The organism is Pseudomonas sp. AL03 (assembly GCF_029960815.1).
Taxonomy (GTDB): domain Bacteria; phylum Pseudomonadota; class Gammaproteobacteria; order Pseudomonadales; family Pseudomonadaceae; genus Aquipseudomonas.
Window position 1 is genome coordinate 302,074 of the sequence record NZ_JASBRE010000002.1, and the last position, 22,948, is coordinate 325,021.

General features: G+C 60.1%; 23 protein-coding genes and 2 pseudogenes. 15 read left to right on the forward strand and 10 right to left on the reverse strand.

Features of this window, described 5'->3' with window-relative positions:
- Positions 1-4: 4 nt before the first annotated feature.
- Complete coding sequence (gene mazG, locus QK293_RS03515; protein ID WP_282375766.1) at positions 5-838, forward strand: nucleoside triphosphate pyrophosphohydrolase; 834 nt, start codon at positions 5-7, stop codon at positions 836-838.
- A 28-nt stretch (positions 839-866) separates the two neighbouring features.
- Positions 867-1,409: a DUF2058 domain-containing protein gene (locus tag QK293_RS03520; protein ID WP_282375653.1), complete on the forward strand. Its 543-nt coding sequence runs from the start codon at positions 867-869 to the stop codon at positions 1,407-1,409.
- A gap of 70 nt (positions 1,410-1,479) precedes the next feature.
- Here QK293_RS03520 and QK293_RS03525 read toward each other — a convergent pair whose 3' ends face one another.
- The 6 genes from QK293_RS03525 to QK293_RS03550 all read right to left on the reverse strand — a co-directional run bounded on the left by QK293_RS03525 (position 1,480) and on the right by QK293_RS03550 (position 8,987).
- Positions 1,480-1,668, reverse strand: coding sequence for a hypothetical protein (locus QK293_RS03525; RefSeq protein ID WP_282375654.1), 189 nt, complete (start codon positions 1,666-1,668; stop codon positions 1,480-1,482).
- A gap of 368 nt (positions 1,669-2,036) precedes the next feature.
- The gene (gene fabB / locus QK293_RS03530; RefSeq protein ID WP_282375655.1) at positions 2,037-3,257 is read right to left on the reverse strand and encodes a beta-ketoacyl-ACP synthase I; all 1,221 of its coding nucleotides are present in this window, start codon (positions 3,255-3,257) and stop codon (positions 2,037-2,039) included.
- A gap of 11 nt (positions 3,258-3,268) precedes the next feature.
- Complete coding sequence (gene fabA, locus QK293_RS03535) at positions 3,269-3,784, reverse strand: 3-hydroxyacyl-[acyl-carrier-protein] dehydratase FabA (RefSeq protein WP_042560484.1); 516 nt, start codon at positions 3,782-3,784, stop codon at positions 3,269-3,271.
- A gap of 247 nt (positions 3,785-4,031) precedes the next feature.
- Complete coding sequence (locus tag QK293_RS03540; protein ID WP_282375658.1) at positions 4,032-5,933, reverse strand: ATP-binding protein; 1,902 nt, start codon at positions 5,931-5,933, stop codon at positions 4,032-4,034.
- Positions 5,930-6,862, reverse strand: a complete 933-nt coding sequence (locus QK293_RS03545; protein ID WP_282375659.1) for an ABC transporter substrate-binding protein — start codon at positions 6,860-6,862, stop codon at positions 5,930-5,932. Before QK293_RS03545 ends, QK293_RS03540 begins: the two co-directional genes overlap by 4 nt.
- 1 nt (position 6,863) lies before the next feature.
- A complete protein-coding gene (locus QK293_RS03550; RefSeq protein WP_282375660.1) occupies positions 6,864-8,987 on the reverse strand; it encodes a TonB-dependent receptor in 2,124 nt (707 codons plus the stop codon).
- Positions 8,988-9,183: 196 nt separating this feature from the next.
- Between QK293_RS03550 and QK293_RS03555 the strand changes: the two genes are divergently transcribed.
- From QK293_RS03555 to QK293_RS03600, 10 genes are all read left to right on the forward strand, one after another.
- Positions 9,184-10,209 (forward strand): NAD(P)H-dependent glycerol-3-phosphate dehydrogenase, encoded by a 1,026-nt coding sequence (locus QK293_RS03555; protein ID WP_282375661.1) that lies wholly within the window; start codon positions 9,184-9,186, stop codon positions 10,207-10,209.
- A gap of 31 nt (positions 10,210-10,240) precedes the next feature.
- Positions 10,241-10,588: a DUF4389 domain-containing protein gene (locus QK293_RS03560; protein ID WP_282375662.1), complete on the forward strand. Its 348-nt coding sequence runs from the start codon at positions 10,241-10,243 to the stop codon at positions 10,586-10,588.
- Positions 10,585-11,037: a phosphohistidine phosphatase SixA gene (gene sixA, locus QK293_RS03565; protein WP_282375663.1), complete on the forward strand. Its 453-nt coding sequence runs from the start codon at positions 10,585-10,587 to the stop codon at positions 11,035-11,037. Before QK293_RS03560 ends, sixA begins: the two co-directional genes overlap by 4 nt.
- A gap of 69 nt (positions 11,038-11,106) precedes the next feature.
- The gene (locus tag QK293_RS03570) at positions 11,107-12,774 is read left to right on the forward strand and encodes an AMP-binding protein (RefSeq protein ID WP_282375664.1); all 1,668 of its coding nucleotides are present in this window, start codon (positions 11,107-11,109) and stop codon (positions 12,772-12,774) included.
- A gap of 32 nt (positions 12,775-12,806) precedes the next feature.
- Complete coding sequence (locus QK293_RS03575; RefSeq protein WP_282375665.1) at positions 12,807-13,250, forward strand: hotdog fold thioesterase; 444 nt, start codon at positions 12,807-12,809, stop codon at positions 13,248-13,250.
- Positions 13,251-13,508: 258 nt separating this feature from the next.
- A complete protein-coding gene (locus QK293_RS03580; protein ID WP_282375666.1) occupies positions 13,509-14,315 on the forward strand; it encodes an alpha/beta hydrolase in 807 nt (268 codons plus the stop codon).
- On the forward strand, positions 14,312-15,166 hold the full coding sequence (locus tag QK293_RS03585) for an alpha/beta hydrolase (protein ID WP_282375667.1): 855 nt from the start codon (positions 14,312-14,314) through the stop codon (positions 15,164-15,166). The genes QK293_RS03580 and QK293_RS03585 overlap by 4 nt, the downstream gene beginning before the upstream one ends.
- Positions 15,167-15,216: 50 nt before the next feature.
- The gene (locus QK293_RS03590) at positions 15,217-15,876 is read left to right on the forward strand and encodes a glutathione S-transferase N-terminal domain-containing protein (protein WP_282375668.1); all 660 of its coding nucleotides are present in this window, start codon (positions 15,217-15,219) and stop codon (positions 15,874-15,876) included.
- An 8-nt stretch (positions 15,877-15,884) separates the two neighbouring features.
- Positions 15,885-16,691, forward strand: coding sequence for a DUF4892 domain-containing protein (locus QK293_RS03595; protein ID WP_282375669.1), 807 nt, complete (start codon positions 15,885-15,887; stop codon positions 16,689-16,691).
- Positions 16,692-16,760: 69 nt separating this feature from the next.
- Entirely contained in the window at positions 16,761-17,816 is a 1,056-nt protein-coding gene (locus QK293_RS03600) for an AI-2E family transporter (RefSeq protein ID WP_282375670.1), read from the forward strand.
- 40 nt (positions 17,817-17,856) lie between these two features.
- Here QK293_RS03600 and QK293_RS03605 read toward each other — a convergent pair.
- Together QK293_RS03605 and QK293_RS03610 are read right to left on the reverse strand one after the other, a co-directional pair.
- Positions 17,857-17,993 (reverse strand): annotated as a pseudogene (locus QK293_RS03605) (histidine kinase); the annotation flags it as partial.
- Between the two features lie 202 nt (positions 17,994-18,195).
- A pseudogene (locus QK293_RS03610) lies at positions 18,196-18,276 on the reverse strand (DNA-binding response regulator); the annotation flags it as partial.
- 208 nt (positions 18,277-18,484) lie between these two features.
- On the opposite strand from QK293_RS03610, the gene pyrF reads away from it, so the two are divergent.
- A complete protein-coding gene (gene pyrF, locus QK293_RS03615) occupies positions 18,485-19,183 on the forward strand; it encodes an orotidine-5'-phosphate decarboxylase (RefSeq protein WP_185752715.1) in 699 nt (232 codons plus the stop codon).
- A gap of 98 nt (positions 19,184-19,281) precedes the next feature.
- Here pyrF and QK293_RS03620 read toward each other — a convergent pair whose 3' ends face one another.
- Positions 19,282-20,286 (reverse strand): NADP-dependent oxidoreductase, encoded by a 1,005-nt coding sequence (locus tag QK293_RS03620; protein ID WP_282375671.1) that lies wholly within the window; start codon positions 20,284-20,286, stop codon positions 19,282-19,284.
- A complete protein-coding gene (locus QK293_RS03625) occupies positions 20,283-20,420 on the reverse strand; it encodes a hypothetical protein (RefSeq protein ID WP_282375672.1) in 138 nt (45 codons plus the stop codon). The genes QK293_RS03620 and QK293_RS03625 overlap by 4 nt, the downstream gene beginning before the upstream one ends.
- A gap of 101 nt (positions 20,421-20,521) precedes the next feature.
- On the opposite strand from QK293_RS03625, the gene QK293_RS03630 reads away from it, so the two are divergent.
- Positions 20,522-21,283, forward strand: coding sequence for an SDR family oxidoreductase (locus QK293_RS03630; RefSeq protein WP_150631761.1), 762 nt, complete (start codon positions 20,522-20,524; stop codon positions 21,281-21,283).
- 184 nt (positions 21,284-21,467) lie between these two features.
- Positions 21,468-22,859 carry a PLP-dependent aminotransferase family protein gene (locus tag QK293_RS03635; RefSeq protein ID WP_282375673.1) on the forward strand — a complete coding sequence of 464 codons (1,392 nt, stop codon included), beginning with the start codon at positions 21,468-21,470 and terminating at the stop codon, positions 22,857-22,859.
- Positions 22,860-22,948: the final 89 nt, after the last annotated feature.

Genomic DNA, 22,948 nt, shown 5'->3' on the forward strand with positions numbered 1-22,948 from the left:
ACCGATGTACAGCCTTGAAGACTTGCTGCACCTGATGAGCCGTCTGCGCGACCCGCAGTTCGGCTGCCCGTGGGACATCAAGCAAACCTACGAAACCATCGTCCCGCACACCCTTGAGGAAGCCTACGAAGTCGCCGACGCCATCGAGCGCGGTGACTTCGATCACTTGCAGGGTGAGTTGGGCGATTTACTGTTTCAGGTGGTTTATTACAGCCAGTTGGCCCGGGAAGAAGGGCGCTTCGAATTCGCCGGCGTCATCGACAGCATCACCCGCAAGTTGATCCGTCGTCATCCTCACGTGTTTCCTACCGGTGATCTGTACGCGCCGCTGGATGTTCCGCGGTTGAGTGAAGAGCAGGTCAAGCAACGCTGGGAAGAGATCAAGGCTGAAGAACGTGCCGAGAAATCATCCGCGCCTGAACAACTGTCCTTGCTCGATGACGTACCCGCCGCATTGCCGGCGTTGTCCCGTTCCGCGAAGTTGCAGAAGCGTGCAGGGCAGGTCGGTTTCGACTGGCCGGACGCCTTGCCGGTGCTGGATAAAGTCCGCGAAGAGCTTGATGAAGTACTCGAAGCCATGGCCGACAATGACTCGGCAGCGATTGCCGATGAAGTCGGTGATCTGTTGTTTTCCGTAGTCAATCTGGCGCGTCATCTCAAGGTCGATCCGGAAACTGCACTGCGTGGCGCCAACAGCAAGTTCGAAAGACGCTTCCGTTTTATCGAACAGGCATTGCGCGATACCCACCGTCCCATAGAAGATTGCACCCTCGAAGAGTTGGACGCCTTGTGGGGCGAAGCCAAACGTCAGGAAAAGAATTTGCCCAGCTGCGGTTGAGCAGTTGCCTAAGTGAGTAATAAGCACCATGAGCATTTCCCTTCGCGACCAGTTGCTCAAAGCAGGGCTGGTCAACCAGAAGCAGGCCAAACAGGTCGGCAAAGAGAAGCAGAAGCAGCAGCGTCTGGCCCACAAAGGTCAGATCGAACTTGATGACTCCCAGCAGCGTGCCGCCCAGGAAGCCATGGCCGAGAAGGTCAAGCGCGACCAGGAGCTGAACCGTCAGCAGCAGGAGAAGGCAGAAGCCAAGGCCCGCGCCGCCCAGGTCAAGCAATTAATCGAAGTCTCGCGTCTGCCGAAGCTGACGACCGAGGATTACTACAACTTCGTTGACGACAAGAAGGTCAAGCGGATCTCCGTTAACACGCTGATGCGCAACAAGCTCAGCAGCGGTTCGCTGGCGATCGTGCACCATGCCGGCGGCTACGAAGTGATACCGCGTGAAGCGGCCCTGAAGATACAGGAGCGCGATCCACAGCGGATCGTGCAGCTGAACGTCAAGACCGAAGAAGTCGCTACCGAGGACGATCCGTACGCGGCCTATCAGATCCCTGACGATCTGATGTGGTGAGCCGTTAAAGGCTGCAACAACGACAAACCCCGCTTATGGCGGGGTTTGTCGTTTTCAATGCTGTCATTGCTTATGCGGATTGGAGCTCTCGTTGCTGCTCCAGTTTTTCCAGTTCGGCCTTGTAGCTGTGGGCGTCGGTTTCGGAGTGGAACATCCCCACCAGCATGTCTTGTTGGTGCACGTCCCAGATCCGGATACCGGCGGCTATACCTTCATGGGATTTATGTGAATCGTCGCGTTCAGTTACTTTTACAGTCATCTGCTAGCTCCAATCTCTGTTATCTGCAGCAAGGCGTGTGCAGGACTCTGTTATATGTTTGGTTAGCTGGCTAAGTAAACGACTGAGTTTGGTAACGGAATTTTGCAAAAATAGAGAAAGTCCTGCAGCCCGCCAAATACGCGACATTCGGTCGCAGGGCGTTGAGTTTTATGACAAAAGCTTCATGTTCGCGACGATGAAAACGGCGGATTGAAACCGGTACCTGTAGGAGCCAGGCTTGCCGGCGAAGGCGTCCTTGGGTGCGCCTTCGCCGGCAAGCCTGGCTCCTACAAAAGCAAAAGCAAAGGCATAAAAAAAACGCCCCGAACCAGTCGGGGCGTTTTTATGTGCAGTGAAGCGGCGGGGTATTACTTACCCTGCCAGCGCTTCAGTACCAGCGTGGCGTTGGTGCCGCCGAAGCCGAAGCTGTTGCTCATCACGGTGTTGATGGTGGCGTCTTCGCGAGTCTTGGTCAGGATCGGCATGTCAGCCACTTCCGGGTCCAGTTCGTCGATGTTGGCGGAACCCGCCATGAAGTTGCCTTCCATCATCAGCATGCAGTAGATCGCTTCGTGAACGCCGGCGGCGCCCAGAGAGTGACCCGACAGGCTCTTGGTGGAGCTGATGGCCGGAGCCTTGTCGCCGAACACTTCACGCACACCTTTCATCTCCGCGATGTCGCCGACCGGAGTCGAAGTGCCGTGGGTGTTCAGGTAGTCGATCGGAGTGTCAACGGTGGACATGGCCATCTGCATGCAGCGGATGGCGCCTTCGCCGCTTGGGGCAACCATGTCGTAGCCGTCCGAGGTCGCGCCGTAGCCGACGATTTCCGCGTAGATCTTCGCGCCGCGGGCCAGAGCGTGTTCCAGCTCTTCGACCACGACCATGCCACCACCGCCGGCGATGACGAAACCGTCGCGCTTGGCGTCGTAGGCACGGGAAGCTTTTTCCGGGGTTTCGTTGTACTGACTGGACAGTGCGCCCATGGCGTCGAACAGGAACGATTGGCTCCAATGTTCTTCTTCACCGCCGCCGGCGAACACGATGTCCTGCTTGCCCATCTGGATCTGCTCGACCGCGTTACCGATGCAGTGAGCACTGGTGGCGCAGGCGGAGGAGATCGAGTAGTTCACACCCTTGATCTTGAACGGCGTGGCCAGACAGGCCGAAACGGTGCTGCCCATGGTCCGCGTGACGCGGTACGGGCCGACGCGCTTGACGCCTTTCTCGCGCAGGATGTCCAGCGCTTCCATCTGGTTCAAGGTCGACGCGCCACCGGAACCGGCGATCAGGCCCGTACGCACGTTGGAAACCTGCTCGTCGGTCAGGCCGGAATCGGTGATCGCATCTTTCATGGCCAGGTAGGCGTAAGCCGCCGCGTGGCCGACGAAGCGATAGATCTTGCGATCGATCAGCTCTTCGAGGGGAAGGTCGATGGAGCCGGAAACCTGGCTACGCAGACCCATTTCGGCATATTCCGGATTGAACCGGATGCCAGGGCGGCTTGCACGCAGGTTAGCGGAGACGGTCTCTTTGTCATTGCCCAAGCACGAAACGATGCCCAGACCAGTGATAACGACGCGGCGCATGCGGATAACCCTTAGAAGTTTTCAGTGGAGGTAAACACGCCGACCCGGAGGCCTTCGGCGGTGTAGATTTCGCGGCCGTCGACACTGACCGAACCATCGGCGATGGCCAGGTTCAGCTTGCCCTTCAGCACGCGCTTGATCTGAATGTTATAGGTCACTTTCTTGGCGGTCGGCAGGACTTGGCCGAAGAATTTTACTTCGCCCGAACCCAGCGCACGGCCACGCCCCGGCAAACCTTGCCAGCCGAGGAAGAAGCCGACCAGTTGCCACATGGCGTCGAGGCCCAGGCAGCCTGGCATCACCGGATCACCTTCGAAGTGGCAGGCGAAGAACCACAGGTCCGGGGTGATATCCAGCTCGGCGACCAATTCACCTTTGCCGTACTTGCCACCCTCTTCGCTGATATGGGTGATGCGATCCACCATCAGCATGTTGGGGGCGGGCAGTTGCGCGTTACCTGGGCCGAACAGCTCACCGCGACTGCAGCGCAGCAGGTCTTCCCGAGTAAAGGCGTTTTGTTTGGTCATGCGAGCTCCTCAATAATCCCATGCGGCAGGTGGGGCAAATCTTCCCGGCTGATCGAAGCGTTCATGCCTCGAGTCAGCAGCCTACTCATAGACTATTGCGTTGTGGTGAAAGTCACAGCACCAAGGACATGAATGTACACTTGTGCACTGAAATTATTATTCAAGCCCCTTTTCGGGCTTGTTCGGGTGCCTAAGACTGCCGCACTTTCGCCTTTCACGCCAGTCGCAGATAGCCGAAAGGCCTGCACTACTGCACCCAGCGCTGCAGAATTTGCTGCAGATCCGTGCGTTTGAAGGGCTTGGCCAGGTAATCGTTCATTCCCGCCGATAAACAGGCTTCGCGGTCGCCCTGCAAGGCGTTGGCGGTCAGTGCGATGATCGGCAAGTCAGCGCAGCCGGGCAATTGGCGAATCTGTCGGGTGGCTTCATAGCCATCGATGATGGGTAGTCGGCAGTCCATCAGAATGGCTTCGAAAATCAGACTCTCGGCACTGCGCACCGCCTGCGCCCCATCGGTGGCGACGCTGACAGTAAAGCCCAGACTGCGCAACATTGCTTCGATGACCGTCTGGTTGACCGGATTGTCTTCCACCAGCAACACGTTGCGCCCCTCGCCATCACCGTTGCCAGTCGGTGTGCGCGGTGCCAGCACCGGCAGCGTCTGTTTATAGAGTGCCAGCGGGATTTCCAGGGTGAACACCGAGCCGCGACCTTCCTCGCTCTGGGCGCGTAATGTGCCGCCCATGCGTTCAGCCAGCGTGCGAGCAATCGGCAGGCCCAGCCCGGTGCCGCCGTAACGCCTCGAAATAGAACTGTCGGCCTGCTGGAAGGCGTTGAACATCAATTCCAGGCTTTCGGCCGAAATACCAATCCCGCTGTCGCGCACGGTGCAGGTGAACCACAGCAGTTCATGATCCAGCGACTGCCATTGCGGTTCGATGCTGACACGGCCCTGTTCGGTGAATTTCAGCGCATTGCCAATCAGGTTGACCAGGATCTGCCGGATGCGCGTCGGATCGCCCTGAACCTGCAACGTGCGCATGTCCTCGGGGATCAGTAGCGTCAGGTTTAACCCGCGTTGCACGGCGCTGTGCGTGAACGACTGGGCGCAACTGCCGATCAGGTCCGCGAGGTTGAACGGAATGTGCTCCAACTCCAGTTCCGAGCGTTCGATGCGCGAGAAATCGAGAATGTCGTTGATGACTTTGAGCAGGTGTTCGGTGGACTCCGAGGCGAGCGCCGCGTATTCGACCTGTTCCTCGGTCATCGCGGTGGTTTCCAGCAGTTGCAGCATGCCCAGCACGCCATTCATCGGCGTGCGCAGTTCGTGGCTCATCATCGCGAGGAAATCGGATTTGGCGGTGTTGGCCTTTTCCGCTTCCTCGCGCGTCTGGATCAACTGCGCCATCGCTTGATGCTGTTCGCGGCTGGCTTGTTCGAGGCCGTCGGCGAGGTTGTTGATGTGTTGCGACAGCGCGCCCAGTTCGGTGTCGTCGACGATCGGCAACGGGGTTTTGTAGTCGCCGTCCTGAATCGCCTTGACCGCGTTGCTGATGTCGCGGATCGGTTGCGAGAGGCTGGCGGCCAGTCGCCGGGCGATCAGAAAAGTAAACAGCAGGGCGAACAGCGCCAGGATCCCGGCCTTGAACAGGATTTCCTGTTGACGCTGGCTGAAGGCGTCATTGGACAGGCCGACGATCACCCGTCCCAGGTAGTCCTCGGCGGGGGCCGTGTTGGCGACTTTGCTGCCCTGGAAGAAATCATTGTGCAGCGCGATTCGTTGCAGCCGCACCGGGGCCTGGAACACTTCAACCTGGTGCGAGCGGTCGTGGTTTTCCGACGGTTGCTCGACGTACACCAGAATCCGGTTGGCGCTGTCCTGGACCTCCAGAAAGCGCACATTGGGCGTGGCCAGGGTGGCTTTGAGCAAACTGTCGAGCACCTCGTTGTTGCCCGAGATCACTCCGTATTCGGTGGCCGGTGCCAGTTGGTTGGCGATCAGCTGCCCGGTGTGGTTGAGCTCCTGGCGCAGGTCCTGGATCCGCACGAAGGTGAAGAAGCTGATCAACAGCAACGTCAGCAACAGGGCAGGGCCGAGACTGATGATTTGTGTGCGGGTGTTGATGTCCCAACGGCGACGGAAGGTCATGGGCGGTTTTCTCCTTCGGCCAACTGTGTTGCGACAGAGGCTTCATTCATCTGTTCAATCCCTAATGAACGAGCCACTTGTGGGTTGCTTAAAACTTTGAAGTGTTGCGGGTAGTGAGTACGTGGCCACGTGGCGGGTGGCCGGTCGAGCAGTTCGTCGAGTATCGCCAGCCAATCGCTCTGATCGCTGTAAGTGCTGGCCAGGCTTCCCGCCCTGACAAACCCGGCGTTAGGACCGATCAGCGCCAGTTGCCGTGCATAGCTGCTGAGCAACAGGTTCTTCGCGGTTTTCGGGTTGTACAAGTCGGGATCATCAAGGCCCAGCAACACGTCGCTGTTTTTCAGCAAGGTCTGCAGCGGTCGGCTGTCGTTGGTGTTATCCCAGCGCTCGGTGACCACCTCAAGGCCCAGGGAGTGGGCGGCCTGATGCAGTTCTTTCAAGAGGAATTCGCTGTGGCTGTCGAAGAGCACGCCGACCCGTCTGGCCTGAGGCAGGAGCAGTCGGGTCAGGCGCAATTGTCGCTTCAGGGGCGGGTCGCTCCAGAGCAGGCTGAGGCGCGGGGGCAGGGTGGCGCCCAGATGCTGATGGGCTTGCAGGCGGCTGACGCGCAGCACCAGCGTCGCCGGGCCTTGGGCGTCTTGCAGGCGCCAGTCGAGGCTCGGCAGGTCGAGCAGAATCAAGCGGGTGCTGGCGGGCAGTTTGCCCGGCGCCGGCAGACTGGCCAGTGGCTGGAAGCGCACGTTATCGGCAGGCCGCAATTCACTCAGGGCCTGAGTGAAGGATTGCATGCCCGGGCTGTCCTCGGCGCCGGTCAGCAAAATGTCCGCGGCGGTGGCCTCCAATGGACTCAGCAGGCCGGCAATCACCAGGCACAACCCGGCCAGCAGGCGGCCAAGGATTGGCGTCTTCGGTGTCTGGCAATGCAGCATCTTAGAACGCCAGCTCCGCGCTGAAGTAAAGCACCCGGCGCTCGTCGTAGTTATTGTCGACGAAGGTCGTGGGCTGGCTGTCGAGGCGTTGCTGGAGCACGCCGGCCAATTCCAGGCTGGCCTTGCCCAGGCCGATGTGTTTGGCGATGCGTGTGTCGACCCGTTCGAAGCGATAGCCGTTCAGGGTATCGTCACCATAGTAGAAGAGCGCGCTGTTCCAACCATGGCCCCAGTTGCGCAGCCAACCGAGGGAACCGCTATTTCGGGCAGTCTGGTGCGCATCCTGTGGGTTGCTCGCCTCGGCGTCGACGTAGGCATACGTCAGGCGCAGGCGATCGGCGCGGCTGACTCGCCAGTCGAGCTGGGTTTCGGTCCCGGAGAAGCGCGAGCTGTTCGAGTTGCTGGCGATGTACTGATTGTTGCGCAGCGGTTCGCTGATCATTGCGGTGATTTCGTCGTAGAACAGCTTCACATCGACCGCCAGTCCCCACTCGGCAAAGTAGCCGTTGTAGCCCAGCTCCCGGGAGCGCATGTGCTCCTGTTCGAGGTCGCCGGGGCCGCGGGTCTTGACGAAGTAGCGGGCACTGGACTGGCCATAGGCACTGGGTCGCAGGTGGGTCACCCGGTAACTCCAGTTGACGTTGTTTTCGAACATGTCCGGCGAGCGGATGGCTTCCGAGTACACTGCCCGCAAGCCATGGCGCGGGTTGATCAGGTAGTTGATCGCCACCCGAGGGGTGAGCGAACTGCCGATCAATTGCGTGTCTTCGAACATCGCTCCGCCCTGCAGCAACCAATGCTCGGTGGCGCGCCACTCGAGTTGGCCGAACGCCCGCCAAGTGGTGTCGTCGAGGGTGCCATTGAAGTAAGTCTCGGAATCTGCCCGGTCGTAACGATAATTCATACCGCTGACCAGCCGCAGATGATCGGACAGGCTGAGGGTGTCCTGCACTTCGAGGTCGTAGCGCGACTCCCGGGCGCTTTGGTCGATGTCACCGCAGAGGGTTTGTCGGGCGCCGTTTCTCCACTGGTCCAACACTTGATTGGCCAGTGCTCGCTGGGCCGGGTCACCGGCGGGCGCGCCGAGGCCGGTGTAGCGCTCCATGTTGCGCGCCAGGCGTTCGGTGTAATTGGGGTTGAGCTGCCAGAGCTCGGTCAACTGCGGGCTGAACGAAACCTCGGCATCGCAGGCACGCCAGGTTTGCTGACGATCCCAGTGTTGCGCCGAGCCTTGGATATAAAGGCTGTGATCGGGATTGATGTCGAGGTTCCAGCGCAGCGAGCCCGCGTAGTCCTTGGCGATGACGTCGGAATTGTTCCCGGCAGCGGTAATCCCCGAGAAGACCGGGCGGTAGGTATACGGCCGCTGGTTGGTCCCGTCCTTGGCATTCAATTGCCAATCGATGCTCTGGTTTTCAGTGAGCGTCTGGCTGACCGCGAGGTTGAAGCGATTCAAGCGGCGGCTGTCGCGGTAATCGGCGCCGTTACGGTCCGAGTCGAAGCCGTCGTCTTGTTGACCGGACAGTGACAGGCGCAGGTCGCCGCCGTCCCAGCCCACACCCTGGCTGGCGTAAAAGTCGTCGATGCCGCGCTGCCCGCGGGTGATTTTCAGCCGCGTGCCGTGGCTGGCGGCCGGATTGCGTGTGATGATGTTGACCACCGCCATCAGCGCATTGGCGCCATAGCTGACGGTGTTCGGGCCGCGGAAAACTTCGATGCGTTCGATGTCTTCCATGGCCACCGCAATGTCACTCCAGTCCACCGTGGCCAGACCTGCGCGGTACACCGAGCGGCCATCGATCAACACTTGCAGGCGTCGCGCTTCGGTCGCGTTGGTGCCGTGATAATTCACCGCCGCCTGGTTACCGCTGATGTTGCCGACCATCATCCCCGGCACCAGTCGCAGCAACTCGCTGATGTCACGGGCACCACTGGCGTTGATCAGTTCGCTGTCGATCACCGTCATGCTTCCCGGCACTGCGGCCGGCGATTGCTTGAGCCGCGTCGCGGTCAGCACTTGCGGCAGCGGCTCGCTGTCCAGAAACAAGTCGTCGGCGAGCAATGGCGAGCTGAAGATCAGCGCCAGTACCAGCGGCGAGCGAGGTGATGGGGAACCAAATGACACAACACATCCTTGATCGCGAACAATTGGCCCGCATGTTAACCGAGCGCAATGACTTTTCCAGTCACGTTGTGGGCATTTTCGTCGGTTTTCTTGGTCTTCTTCCTACAAGTGCCGGTAATTGATACGGGGACTGGCCGCCACTGGGCCGCTCCGTATAATGCCGTCATCGCCACTGGTATGGATTAACGGATTGCATATGACTGAACAGCGCCCAATTGCGGTCCTGGGAGGCGGAAGTTTTGGTACCGCCGTGGCTAATCTGCTGGCCGAGAACGGGCATCAGGTGCGGCAGTGGATGCGTGACCCTGAACAGGCCGAAGCCATTCGGGTCAATCGCGAGAACCCGCGTTACCTCAAAGGCATCAAGATTCTTCCGGCCGTCGAGCCTGTCACAGACCTGCTGGCCACTCTGGAAGCTTGCGACCTGTGCTTCGTCGCGCTGCCGTCCAGTGCGCTGCGCTCAGTGCTGGCTCCGCATGCCGCACGTTTGAGCGGCAAGTTGCTGGTGAGCCTGACCAAAGGAATCGAAGCCCACACCTTCAAACTGATGAGCGAAATTCTCGAAGAGATCGCCCCGCAAGCGCGCATCGGCGTGCTGTCCGGCCCGAACCTGGCCCGAGAAATCGCCGAACACGCGCTGACCGCCACGGTGGTCGCCAGCGAAGACGAAGAACTCTGCCAGCGGGTCCAGGAGGCGTTGCATGGCCGGACCTTTCGCGTGTACGCCAGCGCCGACCGTTTTGGCGTGGAGTTGGGCGGCGCGTTGAAAAACGTCTACGCGATCATTGCCGGGATGGCGGTGGCGCTGGGCATGGGCGAAAACACCAAAAGCATGCTGATCACCCGGGCGTTGGCGGAAATGACCCGCTTTGCAGTGAATCAGGGCGCCAACCCGATGACCTTCCTCGGTTTGGCGGGCGTCGGCGATCTGATCGTCACGTGCTCGTCGCCGAAAAGCCGTAACTACCAGGTCGGGTTCGCCCTCGGCCAGGGCTTGAGTCTGGAAGATGCCGTGACGCGGCTGGGCGAAGTTGCCGAAGGGGTGAACACCCTCAAGGTGCTCAAGGCCAAGGCTCAGGAAGTGGGCGTGTATATGCCGCTGGTCGCCGGGCTCCACGCCATCCTGTTCGAAGGGCGCACGCTGGAGCAGGTGATCGGTCTATTGATGCGTGCCGAGCCTAAAACCGACGTCGACTTTATTTCCACCAGTGGTTTCAACTGAACACTCAATTGACAGGGGCAGGGAGCGAGACATGAACGATCCGAAAGAAGAAGCCAAGTACGAATCCATCCTGCTGCGTGTGGTGTGGATGATTGTCTACGTGCTGGTCTGGCAAGTGGCGCAATTCATCCTCGGCGCCGTGGTGCTGGTGCAGTTGATCTATCGTTTGATCTATGGTGCCCCAAGCGCCAGCCTGATGAATTTCGGCGACAGCCTGAGCCAGTTTCTGGCGCAGATCGGTCGTTTCGGCAGTTTCCACAGCGACCAGAAACCCTGGCCGTTCGCCGACTGGCCGACGCCGCGTACACCGGAAGGTGAAGCGCCGCATGTCGTGGCGCCAGCCCCGCACCCGGCACGAGATGAGGAGCCCAAGCTATGAAACTCTGGGTATTGCGTCATGGTGAAGCTGAACCACACGGCAAACGTCCTGATTCCGAGCGGACACTGACGGTCCATGGTCGTGAAGAAGTGCTGCGCACTGCCGCCGAGTTGATCGGCCAGCCGCTTACCGCGATCTATGCCAGTCCTTTCCTGCGGGCGCAGGAGACCGCGATGCTGGTACGTGAAGCCCTGGGCTTCCAACCGGAGATTCGCACCGTCGAGTGGCTGACCCCGGACAATCGGCCGCAAGCGGTGGCAGAGCAGTTGGTGTCTGTCGATCACGCGCTGCTGGTCAGTCATAACCCGCTGGTGGGCAATCTGCTGGGTTACCTTCAGCACGGTCATGTGCAGGGCCCGGAAGCGGTCCCCACCGCCGGCCTTGCCGAGCTTGAAGGCGAAGGACCGTTGGCCGGCGCGATGAAGCTCAAGGGCATCAAACACCCATAAAAATAGTCAACCGAGCAACTGCTTGGTTGACTACGCTTGCTCCAGACCAAAAATAAAGGAGCGAGTCGCATGCCTGCTGCTTTTCGTTTGCCGCTGGACGTTTTTTACGAGCGTGAAGCGTGCCATCCCCGCCAGCGCTTTTTGGTCCAGCCCACGGGCGGCGGCCAGGTCGAAACGCTGACTTGGGAAGACGTCGGGCATCAGGCCCGTTGCGCCGCACACTGGTTGCGCGCGCGCGAACTGCCACAAGGCAGCCACATCGCCCTGATCTCGAAAAACTGCGCGCACTGGATCATCGCCGACCTGGCGATCTGGATGGCCGGCCATGTGTCGGTGCCGCTCTACCCGAACCTCACCGCCGAGACCGTGGCCCAGGTTCTTGAGCATTCGGAAGCGGCGCTGGTGTTTATCGGTAAACTCGATGACTGGCCTGGCATGTCTCGCGGGGTCAGCGCTGATCTGCCGACGATCAGCCTGCCGTTGCATCCGCCCGGCACGTTCGATTTCAGTTGGGCCGACCTGCAAAAGAGCTCACCGATCCAGGACGATCCCAAGCCGTCCGCCGACCAGTTGGCGACCATCATTTACACCTCCGGCACCACCGGCATGCCCAAGGGCGTGATGCACAGCTTCGCCAATCTGGGGTTTGCCACCACGCGCGGCACGCAGTTGTTCGGCCTGAATGAGTCGGATCGGCTGCTGTCCTACTTGCCGCTGTGCCATGTCGCTGAGCGGATGTTCGTCGAGCTGGCGTCGATCTACACCGGGCAAACGGTATTTTTTGCCGAGAGCCTGGACACCTTCCTGACCGATTTGCGCCGTGCACGACCGACTGCGCTGTTCGGCGTGCCGAGGATCTGGACCAAATTCCAGATGGGCGTGTACAGCAAGATCCCGGCAAAGCGTCTCGACTTCCTGCTCGGTCTGCCGATCATCGGCAAGCGGGTCGGGCACAAAGTCCTCGTCGGGCTCGGGCTGGATGCCTTGCGCATCGCCTTGTCCGGCGCCGCGCCAGTGCCGCAAACCTTGCTGTTGTGGTACCGCAAACTGGGCCTGGATGTGCTGGAGGTCTACGGCATGACCGAAAGCTGCGGCTATTCGCACGTGTGCCTGCCGGGCCAGAACAAACCCGGCTGGATCGGCAAGCCATGCCCGGAGGTCGAGGTGCGGATCGCCGAGTCGGGGGAGGTCATGGTGCGCAGCGGCGCAACCATGCTCGGGTATTTCAAGGAGCCTGAGAAAACCGCCGAAACCATCACCGAGGACGGCTTCCTGCGCACCGGCGACAAGGGTGAGGAGGACGCCGAAGGCAACCTGCGCCTGACCGGGCGCCTGAAAGAGATTTTCAAGACTAGCAAAGGCAAATACGTCGCCCCGGCACCGATCGAAAATCGTCTGGCGGAGCATTCGCGGATCGAGCAGGTGTGCGTGGTCGGCGATGGCCTGAGTGCGCCGCTGGGGTTGTGCGTGCTTTCGGCGGTCGGTCAGCAGGACGCCAGCGGAACGGCGCGCGCAGGTCTGCATTCAAGCCTGGAAAAACTTCTGGAGGAGGTCAACGGCGTCCTCGATAAACACGAACGCTTGCGTCGATTGGTGGTGGTCAAGGACAGTTGGGCGGTGGAAAACGGCTTCCTGACGCCGACCCTGAAGATCAAGCGCAACGTGATCGAAGCCGCGTACGGTGCCCGTTTCGAAGAATGGAGCGAGCGCAGTGAAGTGGTGCTGTGGCAGGATTGAGCCACGAATAACACTAACCAAGGAAAGCAACGATGAGTCTGTGGCGTACCACTCCCAACGTCGAGCAGCTGAACGCAATCCAGAAAAACACCATTGGCGAAGTGCTGGATATTCGCTTCGAAGCCTTCGACGAAGAGTCCCTGACCGCGAGCATGGCCATCGACCACCGCACTCACCAGCCTTACGGATTGCTACACGGAGGCGCCTCGGTGGTGCTGGCCGAAACCGTCGGCTCGATGGCCAGCTACCTGTGCATCGATGCCAGCAAGTTTTACTGCGTAGGCCTGGAAATCAACGCTAACCATTTGCGCGGCTTGCGCAGTGGGCGGGTCACGGCGGTGGCCAAGCCGATTCACATTGGCCGCACGACGCATGTTTGGGACATTCGGCTGAGCAGCGATGAAGGCAAAGCCAGTTGTGTGTCGCGGTTGACCATGGCTGTGGTGCCGTTGGGTGAGAATCCGCCAACCCGCTGAAACGCAATTCCTTGTAGCAGCTGGCGCAGCCTGCGTTCGGCTGCGCAGCAGTCGTAAAACCATTCACCGCGGTGTCTCAGGCAAATCGAGGTGGCAGGATTTACGACTGCTTCGCAGCCGAACGCAGGCTTCGCCAGCTGCTACAAGGATCGACATCACCCTGACCGGACTGTCATCATTCCTGGCACTTACGGTCATTGCGGTTCGCGACTGGCTTACAGACAATCAACCCCTGTTCTAGCTCATGGATCGACCGGTATGTCGCAGCAGATTTTTTTCGCCCACGCCAACGGTTTCCCCTCGGGCACCTATGGCAAGTTGTTCGCGGCGCTGGCGCCCGAGTATCAGGTGACGCATCTGGAGCAGCACGCCCACGACCCGCGTTTTCCGGCGGACGACAACTGGTACAACCTGGTGGACGAGCTGATTCATCACCTCAAGCAGCAACCGGAACCGGTCTGGGGCGTCGGCCATTCCTTCGGTGGCGTGCTGCACTTGCACGCGGCGTTGCGGTGCCCCGAGCTCTATCGCGGCGTGGTGATGCTTGATTCGCCGGTGCTGACCCGTGCCGATCAATGGGTGATCCGTGCGGCCAAACGCTTTGGTTTCATCGATCGCCTGACTCCGGCCGGTCGTACGTTGGGGCGGCGCGAAGAGTTCGCCGATCTGGAAGCGGCTCGACGGTATTTCGCTGGCAAAACCCTGTTCCGTGGCTTCGATCCGGAATGCTTCGACGCCTACCTGCAACACGGCTTGCACAAGGTGGGCGACACGCTGCGTTTGCGCTTCGACCCGGCGACGGAAATCAGCATCTACCGTGGCGTGCCGCACACCAGTCCGGGTCGCGCACGGCAGCTGAAAGTGCCCCTCGCCGTCGTTCGAGGGCACAAAAGCCGCGTGGTGATGCGTCATCACGCAAGCGCTGTGGGGCGCATGCCGCTGGGCGAGTCGCTGACCCTGCCCGGCGGCCACATGTTTCCCCTCGAGCGTCCCCAGGACACGGCCACGCTGCTGAAAAATCTGTTCAGCCGCTGGGAAGGTCGCCGCCTACGGGATTGCGCATGAGCAACGTCGTTGAGGAAGTCCGCCTTAGCCTGCCGCACATAGAGCTGGCAGCGCACCTGTTCGGTCCCGAAGACGGCATGCCGGTGATCGCTTTGCATGGCTGGCTGGACAACGCCAACAGCTTTGCCCGACTGGCGCCGAAGCTCAAAGGCTTGCGCATCATTGCGCTGGACATGGCCGGTCACGGTCATTCCGGGCATCGTCCGACCGGTGCCGGTTACGCGCTGTGGGACTACGCCCATGACGTGCTGCAAGTCGCCGAACAACTGGGCTGGAAACGCTTCGCACTGCTGGGGCATTCCATGGGCGCGATTGTTTCGCTGGTGCTGGCCGGTTCGTTGCCGGAGCGAGTGACCCATCTGGCGTTGATCGACGGCATCATTCCTCCTACAGACAAAGGCGAAAACGCTGCCGAGCGGATGGGCATGGCCCTGCAAGCGCAGCTGGATTTGCGGGAGAAGCGCAAACCGGTCTACAAAACGCTCGACCGGGCCATCGAGGCGCGCATGAAAGGCTTGGTAGCGGTCAGTCGCGAAGCCGCGGAACTACTGGCCCAACGTGGATTGATGCCGGTGCCGGGTGGTTACACCTGGCGCACCGATAACCGCCTTACGTTACCGTCGCCGCTGCGTCTGACCACCGAACAGGCGATGGCCTTCGTCCTGCGGGTCAGTTGTCCTGCAAAACTGGTGGTGGCTGCCGACGGCATGCTAGCCAAACATCCCGAGTTGCTGGAGCGTCTACCCTTTAGCCGTGAACAGCTGCCTGGCGGCCATCATTTGCACCTGAATGACGAACCCGGCGCCGACCTTGTCGCAGACTGTTTCAATCGGTTCTTCGCCGTTCCTTGACTTGCGCCGGGCAACTGTCGAGGCTGGGCGGGTTGAAATGGGAGACAACCATGATAGATCTCTACACCGCTGCGACCCCGAATGGCCACAAGGTCTCTATCGTGCTCGAGGAACTCGGCTTGCCCTACACGGTGCACGCCTTGAGTTTCGACAAAAAGGAACAGAAGTCCAAGGACTTCCTCAAGATCAATCCCAATGGCCGGATTCCGGCGATTGTCGACCGCGCCAACGGCGATTTTGCCGTGTTCGAATCCGGCGCCATTCTGATTTACCTCGCTGAGCTGAGCGGCAAACTGCTGCCCAAAGACCCCAAGGGGCGCTCGGTAGTGTTGCAATGGTTGATGTTCCAGATGGGTGGGATCGGCCCGATGCAAGGCCAGGCCAACGTGTTTTTCCGTTATTTCCCGGAGAAACTCCAGGGCGCCATCGACCGCTATCAACATGAAACCCGTCGCCTCTATGAAGTGCTCGACACGCGCCTGCAAGCCGTGGAGTTCCTTGCGGACGAGTACAGCATTGCCGACATCGCTACTTTTCCGTGGGTTCGTGGTCACGAGTGGTCCGGTGTCGCGGTGGACGGCTTGCCAGCCTTGCAACGCTGGATGGCAGCCCTGGAGGCGCGTCCGGCGGTGCAGCGTGGTTTGCTGGTTCCCGAGCGCATCGATGACGCCAGTGTCGTCAAAGGTGCCCAGGCCATGCTGATCCGATGAGTCTATCCATGCGTTCACTCAGTCTGCTCACGCTGTGTTGTTTCAGTCCCCTGTTGTTTGCCGCCGATGTCCCGGGCAGCCAGGACCTGCCGATCGTGCCGCGTATGGCCGATGCGCAGATCGTCGACTATCGTCCGGTCGCCGAACTTGAGCGGATCTATCCACTGGGTTCGATCCGCAAAATCAGCGGCCAGTTGCGCTTCGATGGTCAGGTCAGCGCCCGTGGAACGGCCACCTCGGTAACCTACGAATTACCGCCGGAGCATTCGTCAACCGACGCCTTCACCGCCGCTCGTGAAACCTTGCAGAAGCAGGGCGCCCAACTGCTGTTCTGGTGCCAGGCCCGTGATTGCGGCGAAAGCAGCCTGTGGGCTAACGATGTCTTCGGCAATGCCAAGCTCTATGGCGCTGATGATCAGCAAGCGTATTTGCTGTTGCGCCTGGCGGCTCCGCAGGACAACACGCTGGTGGCGCTTTACAGCATCACGCGCGGCAATCGCAAAGCCTATTTGCACGTCGAACAGTTCGACGCCGCTGCGCCGCTGGGCGATTTGTTGCCGACGTCTGCCACCTTGCTTCGGGAGCTCAAAAGCACCGGTGAGCTCGATTTCCCCAAGCTGACCGGCGATCCTGACGATGCCTGGCTGCGCCTGATCTCCCGTGGATTGAATCTGGACACCACGTTGCGGGTCAGTGTTTCCGGGGCGAAGGCCGAAGCCTGGCGTCAGGCATTGATCGGGCAGGGTGTGCGTACCGCCAGGATGGAAGCCGGCAGCGTCGAGGGCGCAGGCTTGCACATCGAACTGTTGCGATAAGCTTTATCAGGCGAACGTGCAAGCCGCGTTCGCCTACTCTTTTGCGGACTGACTTTTTTCGAGATTTAGATGATCAATAACGATCGGCTGTTGGTGCAGATCCTGCTCCTGGTGCTGTTTGGCGCGAGCTTCTGGGTGATGGCACCGTTCTGGTCGGCGCTGTTCTGGGGCGCGGTGCTGGCGTTTGCCAGTTGGCCGCTGATGCGTTTGCTGACGCGTTGGCTCAATGGTCGCGAGTCGTTGGCAGCGGCATTGCTGACGCTGGGCTGGATGTTGCTGGTGGCGGTGCCGTTGGTGTGGCTGGGGTTCAACCTCGCGGACCATGTGCGCGATGCCACGGCGTTCATCAAGGATGTGCAGGTCGATGGGCTGCCGGAAGCGCCGACCTGGCTGGGCAGTGTTCCCCTGGTGGGCGAGCGGCTGGTGGGGATCTGGAACAGCATCGATCAGCAGGGCGCGGCGATGATGCTGGCGGTCAAACCTTATCTGGGCCAGGTCGGCAACTGGTTGCTGGCGCGCAGTGCGCAAATTGGCGGCGGGATTCTCGAGCTGACATTGAGTATCGTCTTCGTGTTCTTTTTCTACCGTGACGGGCCGCGTCTGGCAGCGTTTGTTCATGGGCTGCTGGAACGGCTGATTGGTGACCGTGCCGGGTATTACATCGAATTGGTGGCGGGCACGGTGCAGCGGGTGGTGAACGGTGTAATCGGGACGGCGGCGGCCCAGGCGGTTCTGGCGTTGATCGGGTTCTTGATTGCCGGGGTCCCAGGGGCACTGGTGCTAGGGATTGTTACATTTTTGCTGAGCCTGATTCCGATGGGGCCGCCACTGGTGTGGATTCCGGCCACGGCGTGGTTGGCGTGGAAGGGTGAGTACGGGATGGCGGTGTTTCTCGGAAGTTGGGGGACGTTCATCATCAGTGGCGTCGACAACGTGCTCAAACCGTACCTGATCAGCCGGGGCGGAAATTTGCCGTTGGTGATAGTGCTGCTCGGGGTGTTTGGCGGGCTGATTGCCTTTGGGTTTATTGGCTTGTTCATCGGCCCGACATTGTTGGCGGTGGCCTACAGCCTGCTGACCGACTGGAGCAAGAGCCAGTCTCGGGTTGAAGATCGGCGCCCTTGATCGTTCCCACTGAACCGGTGAAGGTCAGTGGGCTTTTGACTTAAGTGGCCACGTTCAGGTACTTGCCACGGTCGCCACATTGTCGAGCGAGTACTGCTTGCTCAGGTTAGCGATCATTTTGTTCAGGGCTTCGGTCACGTTCGACTGATCGGTGGAGCTGTCCGTATTTCTCTCCCTGCTGACGCTACCGATCATTGGGCTCACTCCTTGGAATGGGTAACCGGTGGGTGCACCGGCTTATGCAGCCTCAAGGAGCAAGTTGTCGTGGGTATATGGGGTTTGTACCGAACGGTACACAGAGTTGTGATCAGGCTCGGGCCAGGCGAATCACTGCTGTCAGGCCACCACCGGGCGTTTCTTCCAGGCTCAACTGTCCACCCATGTAGTCGTCGGCGCCCAGTTCCAGGCCGATGATCCGGTCGGTCGGTTCGCAACGGGCAGTGAGCATCAGGATAGGGATGTGGAAGTGCTGTAAGGACGTGTTGCGGCTGCCGAAGGTAACGTTGAAGGGTGTTGCAGGCGTGTCATGTGTGTATCTGACTCGACACAATTGACGCAAGGGCTAGTCTTGATTGAGCCGCCTCGACGAATTACCGATCATCGGGTCCCGTAGAGGCGCTGGTTCCGCTACAATGCGCGCCGATTTCGACCTGCCTGAGAGCCCACTCATGTCCGCCTGCCAGACTCCTATCATCGTCGCCCTGGATTTCCCCACCCGTGACGCCGCACTGAAGCTGGCCGATCAGTTGGACCCGAAGCTGTGCCGGGTCAAAGTCGGTAAAGAATTGTTCACCAGCTGCGCTTCGGAAATCGTTGGCACCTTACGTGACAAAGGTTTCGAAGTATTCCTGGACCTCAAGTTCCATGACATCCCGAACACCACCGCCATGGCCGTCAAGGCGGCTGCGGAAATGGGCGTGTGGATGGTCAATGTGCACTGCTCCGGTGGTTTGCGCATGATGGCCGCGTGCCGCGAAGTGCTCGACCAGCGTACCGGTCCGAAACCATTGCTGATCGGCGTGACCGTGCTGACCAGCATGGAACGTGAGGATCTGGCGGGGATCGGTCTGGATATCGAGCCGCAGGAGCAAGTGTTGCGTCTGGCCGCGTTGGCGGAAAAAGCCGGGATGGATGGTCTGGTTTGCTCGGCTCTGGAAGCCCGGGCCCTGAAATCGGCACACCCGTCGCTGCAACTGGTCACTCCGGGGATTCGTCCAGCGGGCAGCGCCCAGGACGATCAGCGCCGCATTCTGACGCCGCGTCAGGCGCTGGATGCCGGTTCCGATTATCTGGTGATCGGCCGTCCGATCAGCCAGGCCGCGGATCCGGCCAAGGCGTTGGCGGCCGTAGTCGCCGAACTGGCTTAAGCAGCGCCTCCAAAATCATTCGCGGGCAAGCCTCGCTCCTACAAGTCATGGGTCGACCGACCCATGACTTGTAGGAGCGAGGCTTGCCCGCGAAGCTTTTAAACCTTCAACACTAACTTCCCAAAATTCTCGCCGCTGAACAACTTCATCAGCGTCTCCGGGAACGTCTCCAGTCCTTCAACAATATCTTCCTTGCTCTTGAGCTGCCCCTTGGCCATCCAGCCGGCCATTTCTTGCCCGGCGGCGGCGAACTGTGCGGCGTAGTCCATTACCACAAAGCCTTCCATCCGCGCGCGGTTGACCAGCAACGACAAGTAGTTGGCCGGGCCTTTGACCGCTTCCTTGTTGTTGTACTGGCTGATGGCGCCGCAAATCACCACCCGCGCCTTCATGTTCAGACGGCTCAATACCGCGTCGAGGATATCGCCGCCGACGTTATCGAAATACACATCGACGCCTTTCGGACATTCGCGCTTGAGGCCGGCGTGGACGTCTTCATTTTTGTAATCGATGGCACCGTCAAAACCCAGTTCGTCGATCAGGAACTGGCACTTGTCCGCGCCCCCGGCAATACCGACTACGCGGCAACCTTTGATCTTGGCGATCTGCCCGGCAATGCTGCCCACCGCACCCGCAGCACCTGACAACACCACGGTGTCACCCGCCTTTGGCGCGCCGACATCGAGCAGGGCGAAATAAGCGGTCATCCCGGTCATGCCCAGCGCCGACAGATAACGCGGCAGAGGCGCGAGTTTCGGATCGACCTTGTAGAAACCGCGTGGCTCACCGAGGAAGTAATCCTGCACACCCAGGGCACCGTTGACGTAGTCCCCGGCCGCAAAGCCCGGATTATTCGAGGCAACGACTTTGCCTACACCCAATGCGCGCATCACTTCGCCGATACCGACGGGTGGAATGTAGGACTTGCCCTCGTTCATCCAGCCACGCATGGCCGGGTCCAGGGACAGGTATTCGTTTTTGACCAGTATCTGACCCGCGGCCGGTTCGCCGACCGGTACTTCTTGATAGGTGAAGGTCTCACGGGTCGCCGCGCCCACCGGACGCTTGGCAAGCAGGAACTGGCGATTGGTCTGGGTAGTCATGACAGGCACTCAAGATGAATGAAGACTTGTTGATAGACCTTCATGATCGATGCCGCAAGTTTGGCTGATGCGGCGAATGCATATCGATCCAGTGCAGTGATAGTCAAACCGCCGGTTTTATCACTGTCACTCATGGGCGCCCAACCGGCCTTCTGATAGTGCTGCCGTGCCGCAGGCCCCTGTGGCTAGATTGCGAACACGCGATCCCCCGCATCTTCTCTTCGAGGACATAACAATGAGCATGACGTTTTCTGGCCAGGTCGCCGTTGTGACAGGCGCGGCCAATGGCATTGGCCGCGCGACCGCCCAGGCTTTCGCCGCTGAAGGCTTGAAAGTGGTAGTGGCCGACATGGACACGGCCGGGGGTGAAGGCACTGTGGCACTGATTCGTACGGCGGGCGGCGAAGCGACCTTCGTGCGTTGCAATGTCACGCTGGAAAGCGATGTAAAAAATCTGATGGACGAAGTGGTCAATACCTACGGCCGTCTCGACTATGCCTTCAACAACGCCGGCATCGAGATTGAGAAAGGCAAGCTGGCCGAAGGCACGGTCGATGAGTTCGACGCGATCATGGGCGTCAACGTCAAAGGCGTCTGGTTGTGCATGAAGTACCAGTTGCCATTGCTGCTGGCCCAAGGCGGCGGTGCGATCGTCAACACCGCTTCGGTAGCCGGCCTTGGGGCTGCGCCGAAGATGAGCATTTACGCGGCGTCGAAACACGCGGTGATCGGCCTGACCAAATCGGCGGCCATCGAATACGCCAAGAAAAAGATTCGGGTGAACGCAGTGTGTCCGGCCGTGATCGACACCGACATGTTCCGCCGTGCCTATGAAGCCGACCCGAAGAAAGGCGAATTCGCCAATGCCATGCACCCGGTCGGGCGCATCGGCAAGGTCGAGGAAATTGCCAGTGCGGTGCTGTACCTGTGCAGCGACGGCGCAGCGTTCACCACGGGGCATTCACTGGCGGTGGACGGTGGCGTGACAGCGTTCTGAAACCAGGCACTGCAACGTAGGAAAAAACCCGCATCTGTGCGGGTTTTTTTTCGGTTCCTTAAAGGGGCCGGCCAATGTGTTTCAAATGGTTAGAACCGAGGGTTTTGGCGGCGTTGTCGCACAGCTCATCGACCGCTCCTGTGATTAACTGTTTCCCGCAAAACGGACAGGAGTTTGCTTGCTCATGGAGTTGAGAATCGATCGACGGGCATTGGTGCCGGTCGTACAGCAAATCGTCGACGCGCTAGCCTGCTGGCTTCGCCGTGGCGAGGTGCCGCCGGGGACGCGTTTGCCTTCCGTGCGGCAAATCGCCCGGATCAATTTGCTCAGTCAGTCCAACGTCGTTGAAGCCTGTGAGCGTCTGGTGGCTCAAGGGGTGCTGGCGTCGCGTCATGGCGCCGGTTTCATTGTCGCCACTCCAGCGCTGGTCGCTCAGGGACCACAGGATTGCCCCTGGCTCGAGGGGGCAGAAGTGAAGCAGGGCGGCACCTCGGGCGAACTCAAATTGGGGTGTGGCGGACTGCCCGAGAGCTGGCGCGAAACGGATGATCTGAGCTACGCGATCTGTCAGGTGAGCCGCACCGACATGGCTGGCTTGTTCAACTACAGCACGCCGCTGGGCCTGCCAGCCTTGCGCCAGCAGATCCACAAACGCCTGAAACAGCTGGATATCGTGGTGGAGGAAAGCCAGATCCTGACAACGGCGGGTGCCAGTCAAGGGCTGGACCTGATTGTGCGGACCTTGTTCAAGCCGGGTGATTGCGTGGTGGTGGAGAATCCCGGTTATTCCTTGCTGTTCGATCTGCTCAGGCTGCACGGTGTCAGCATGATCGAGGTGCCGCGAACCCCACGCGGGCCGGACATTGAAGCGCTTGAGGCGTTGCTGGTGAAGGACCGACCTCGCGGGATCTTCATCAATAGCTTCTATCACAATCCGACGGGCAGCAGCCTGGCGCCGGCGGTGGCGCAGCGAGTTCTGCAACTGGCCAAAACCTATGGCCTTCTGGTTATCGAGGACGACGTCTATGCGGATTTGCACAGCGGCCCCGGTACGCGACTCGCCGCGCTCGATATTGATGGCAACGTGATCTACGTCGGCAGTTATTCCAAAACCCTCAGCAGCTCCTTGCGGGTCGGTTTTGTCGTGGCCTGTGCCGGGGTTATTTCACAGCTGGCCGAGGTCAAGATGATCAGCAGCATGGGCGCTTCACGGTTTTGTGAGTCGGTGCTGGCAAGCCTGTTGGCCAACGGTGCCTACCGCACATTGGTACAGCGTCAGCGCCAGCGTTTGAGCAATGACAGGGAGGCGGCGTTGCAAGTGCTTGAAGACGCCGAGTGGGAGGTCTTCGGCAAACCGGTCGGAGGCCTGTTCATCTGGGCGCGATCGCGTATGTCCGACTACGCTCAGGTGCGGACTCAGGCACAGCGCTTCGGTGTTCTGTTGTCTTCTGCGACGGCATTCAGTCCCACCGGAGAGGCCAATGACTGGCAGCGCATTAATGTGGCCTATGCCTGTGATCCGCGAGCCCGGGCATTTTTTCGAGCCACCTCTCTGGATCGACCTCAAGCGTTCTGAAAACGACGTGAGCGTAGCTTTTTGCCATTATTCAGACGCCAGAGACTTGTGTTGATACAGGCCCGTTGCGAATCTGCGTCAACAGACTA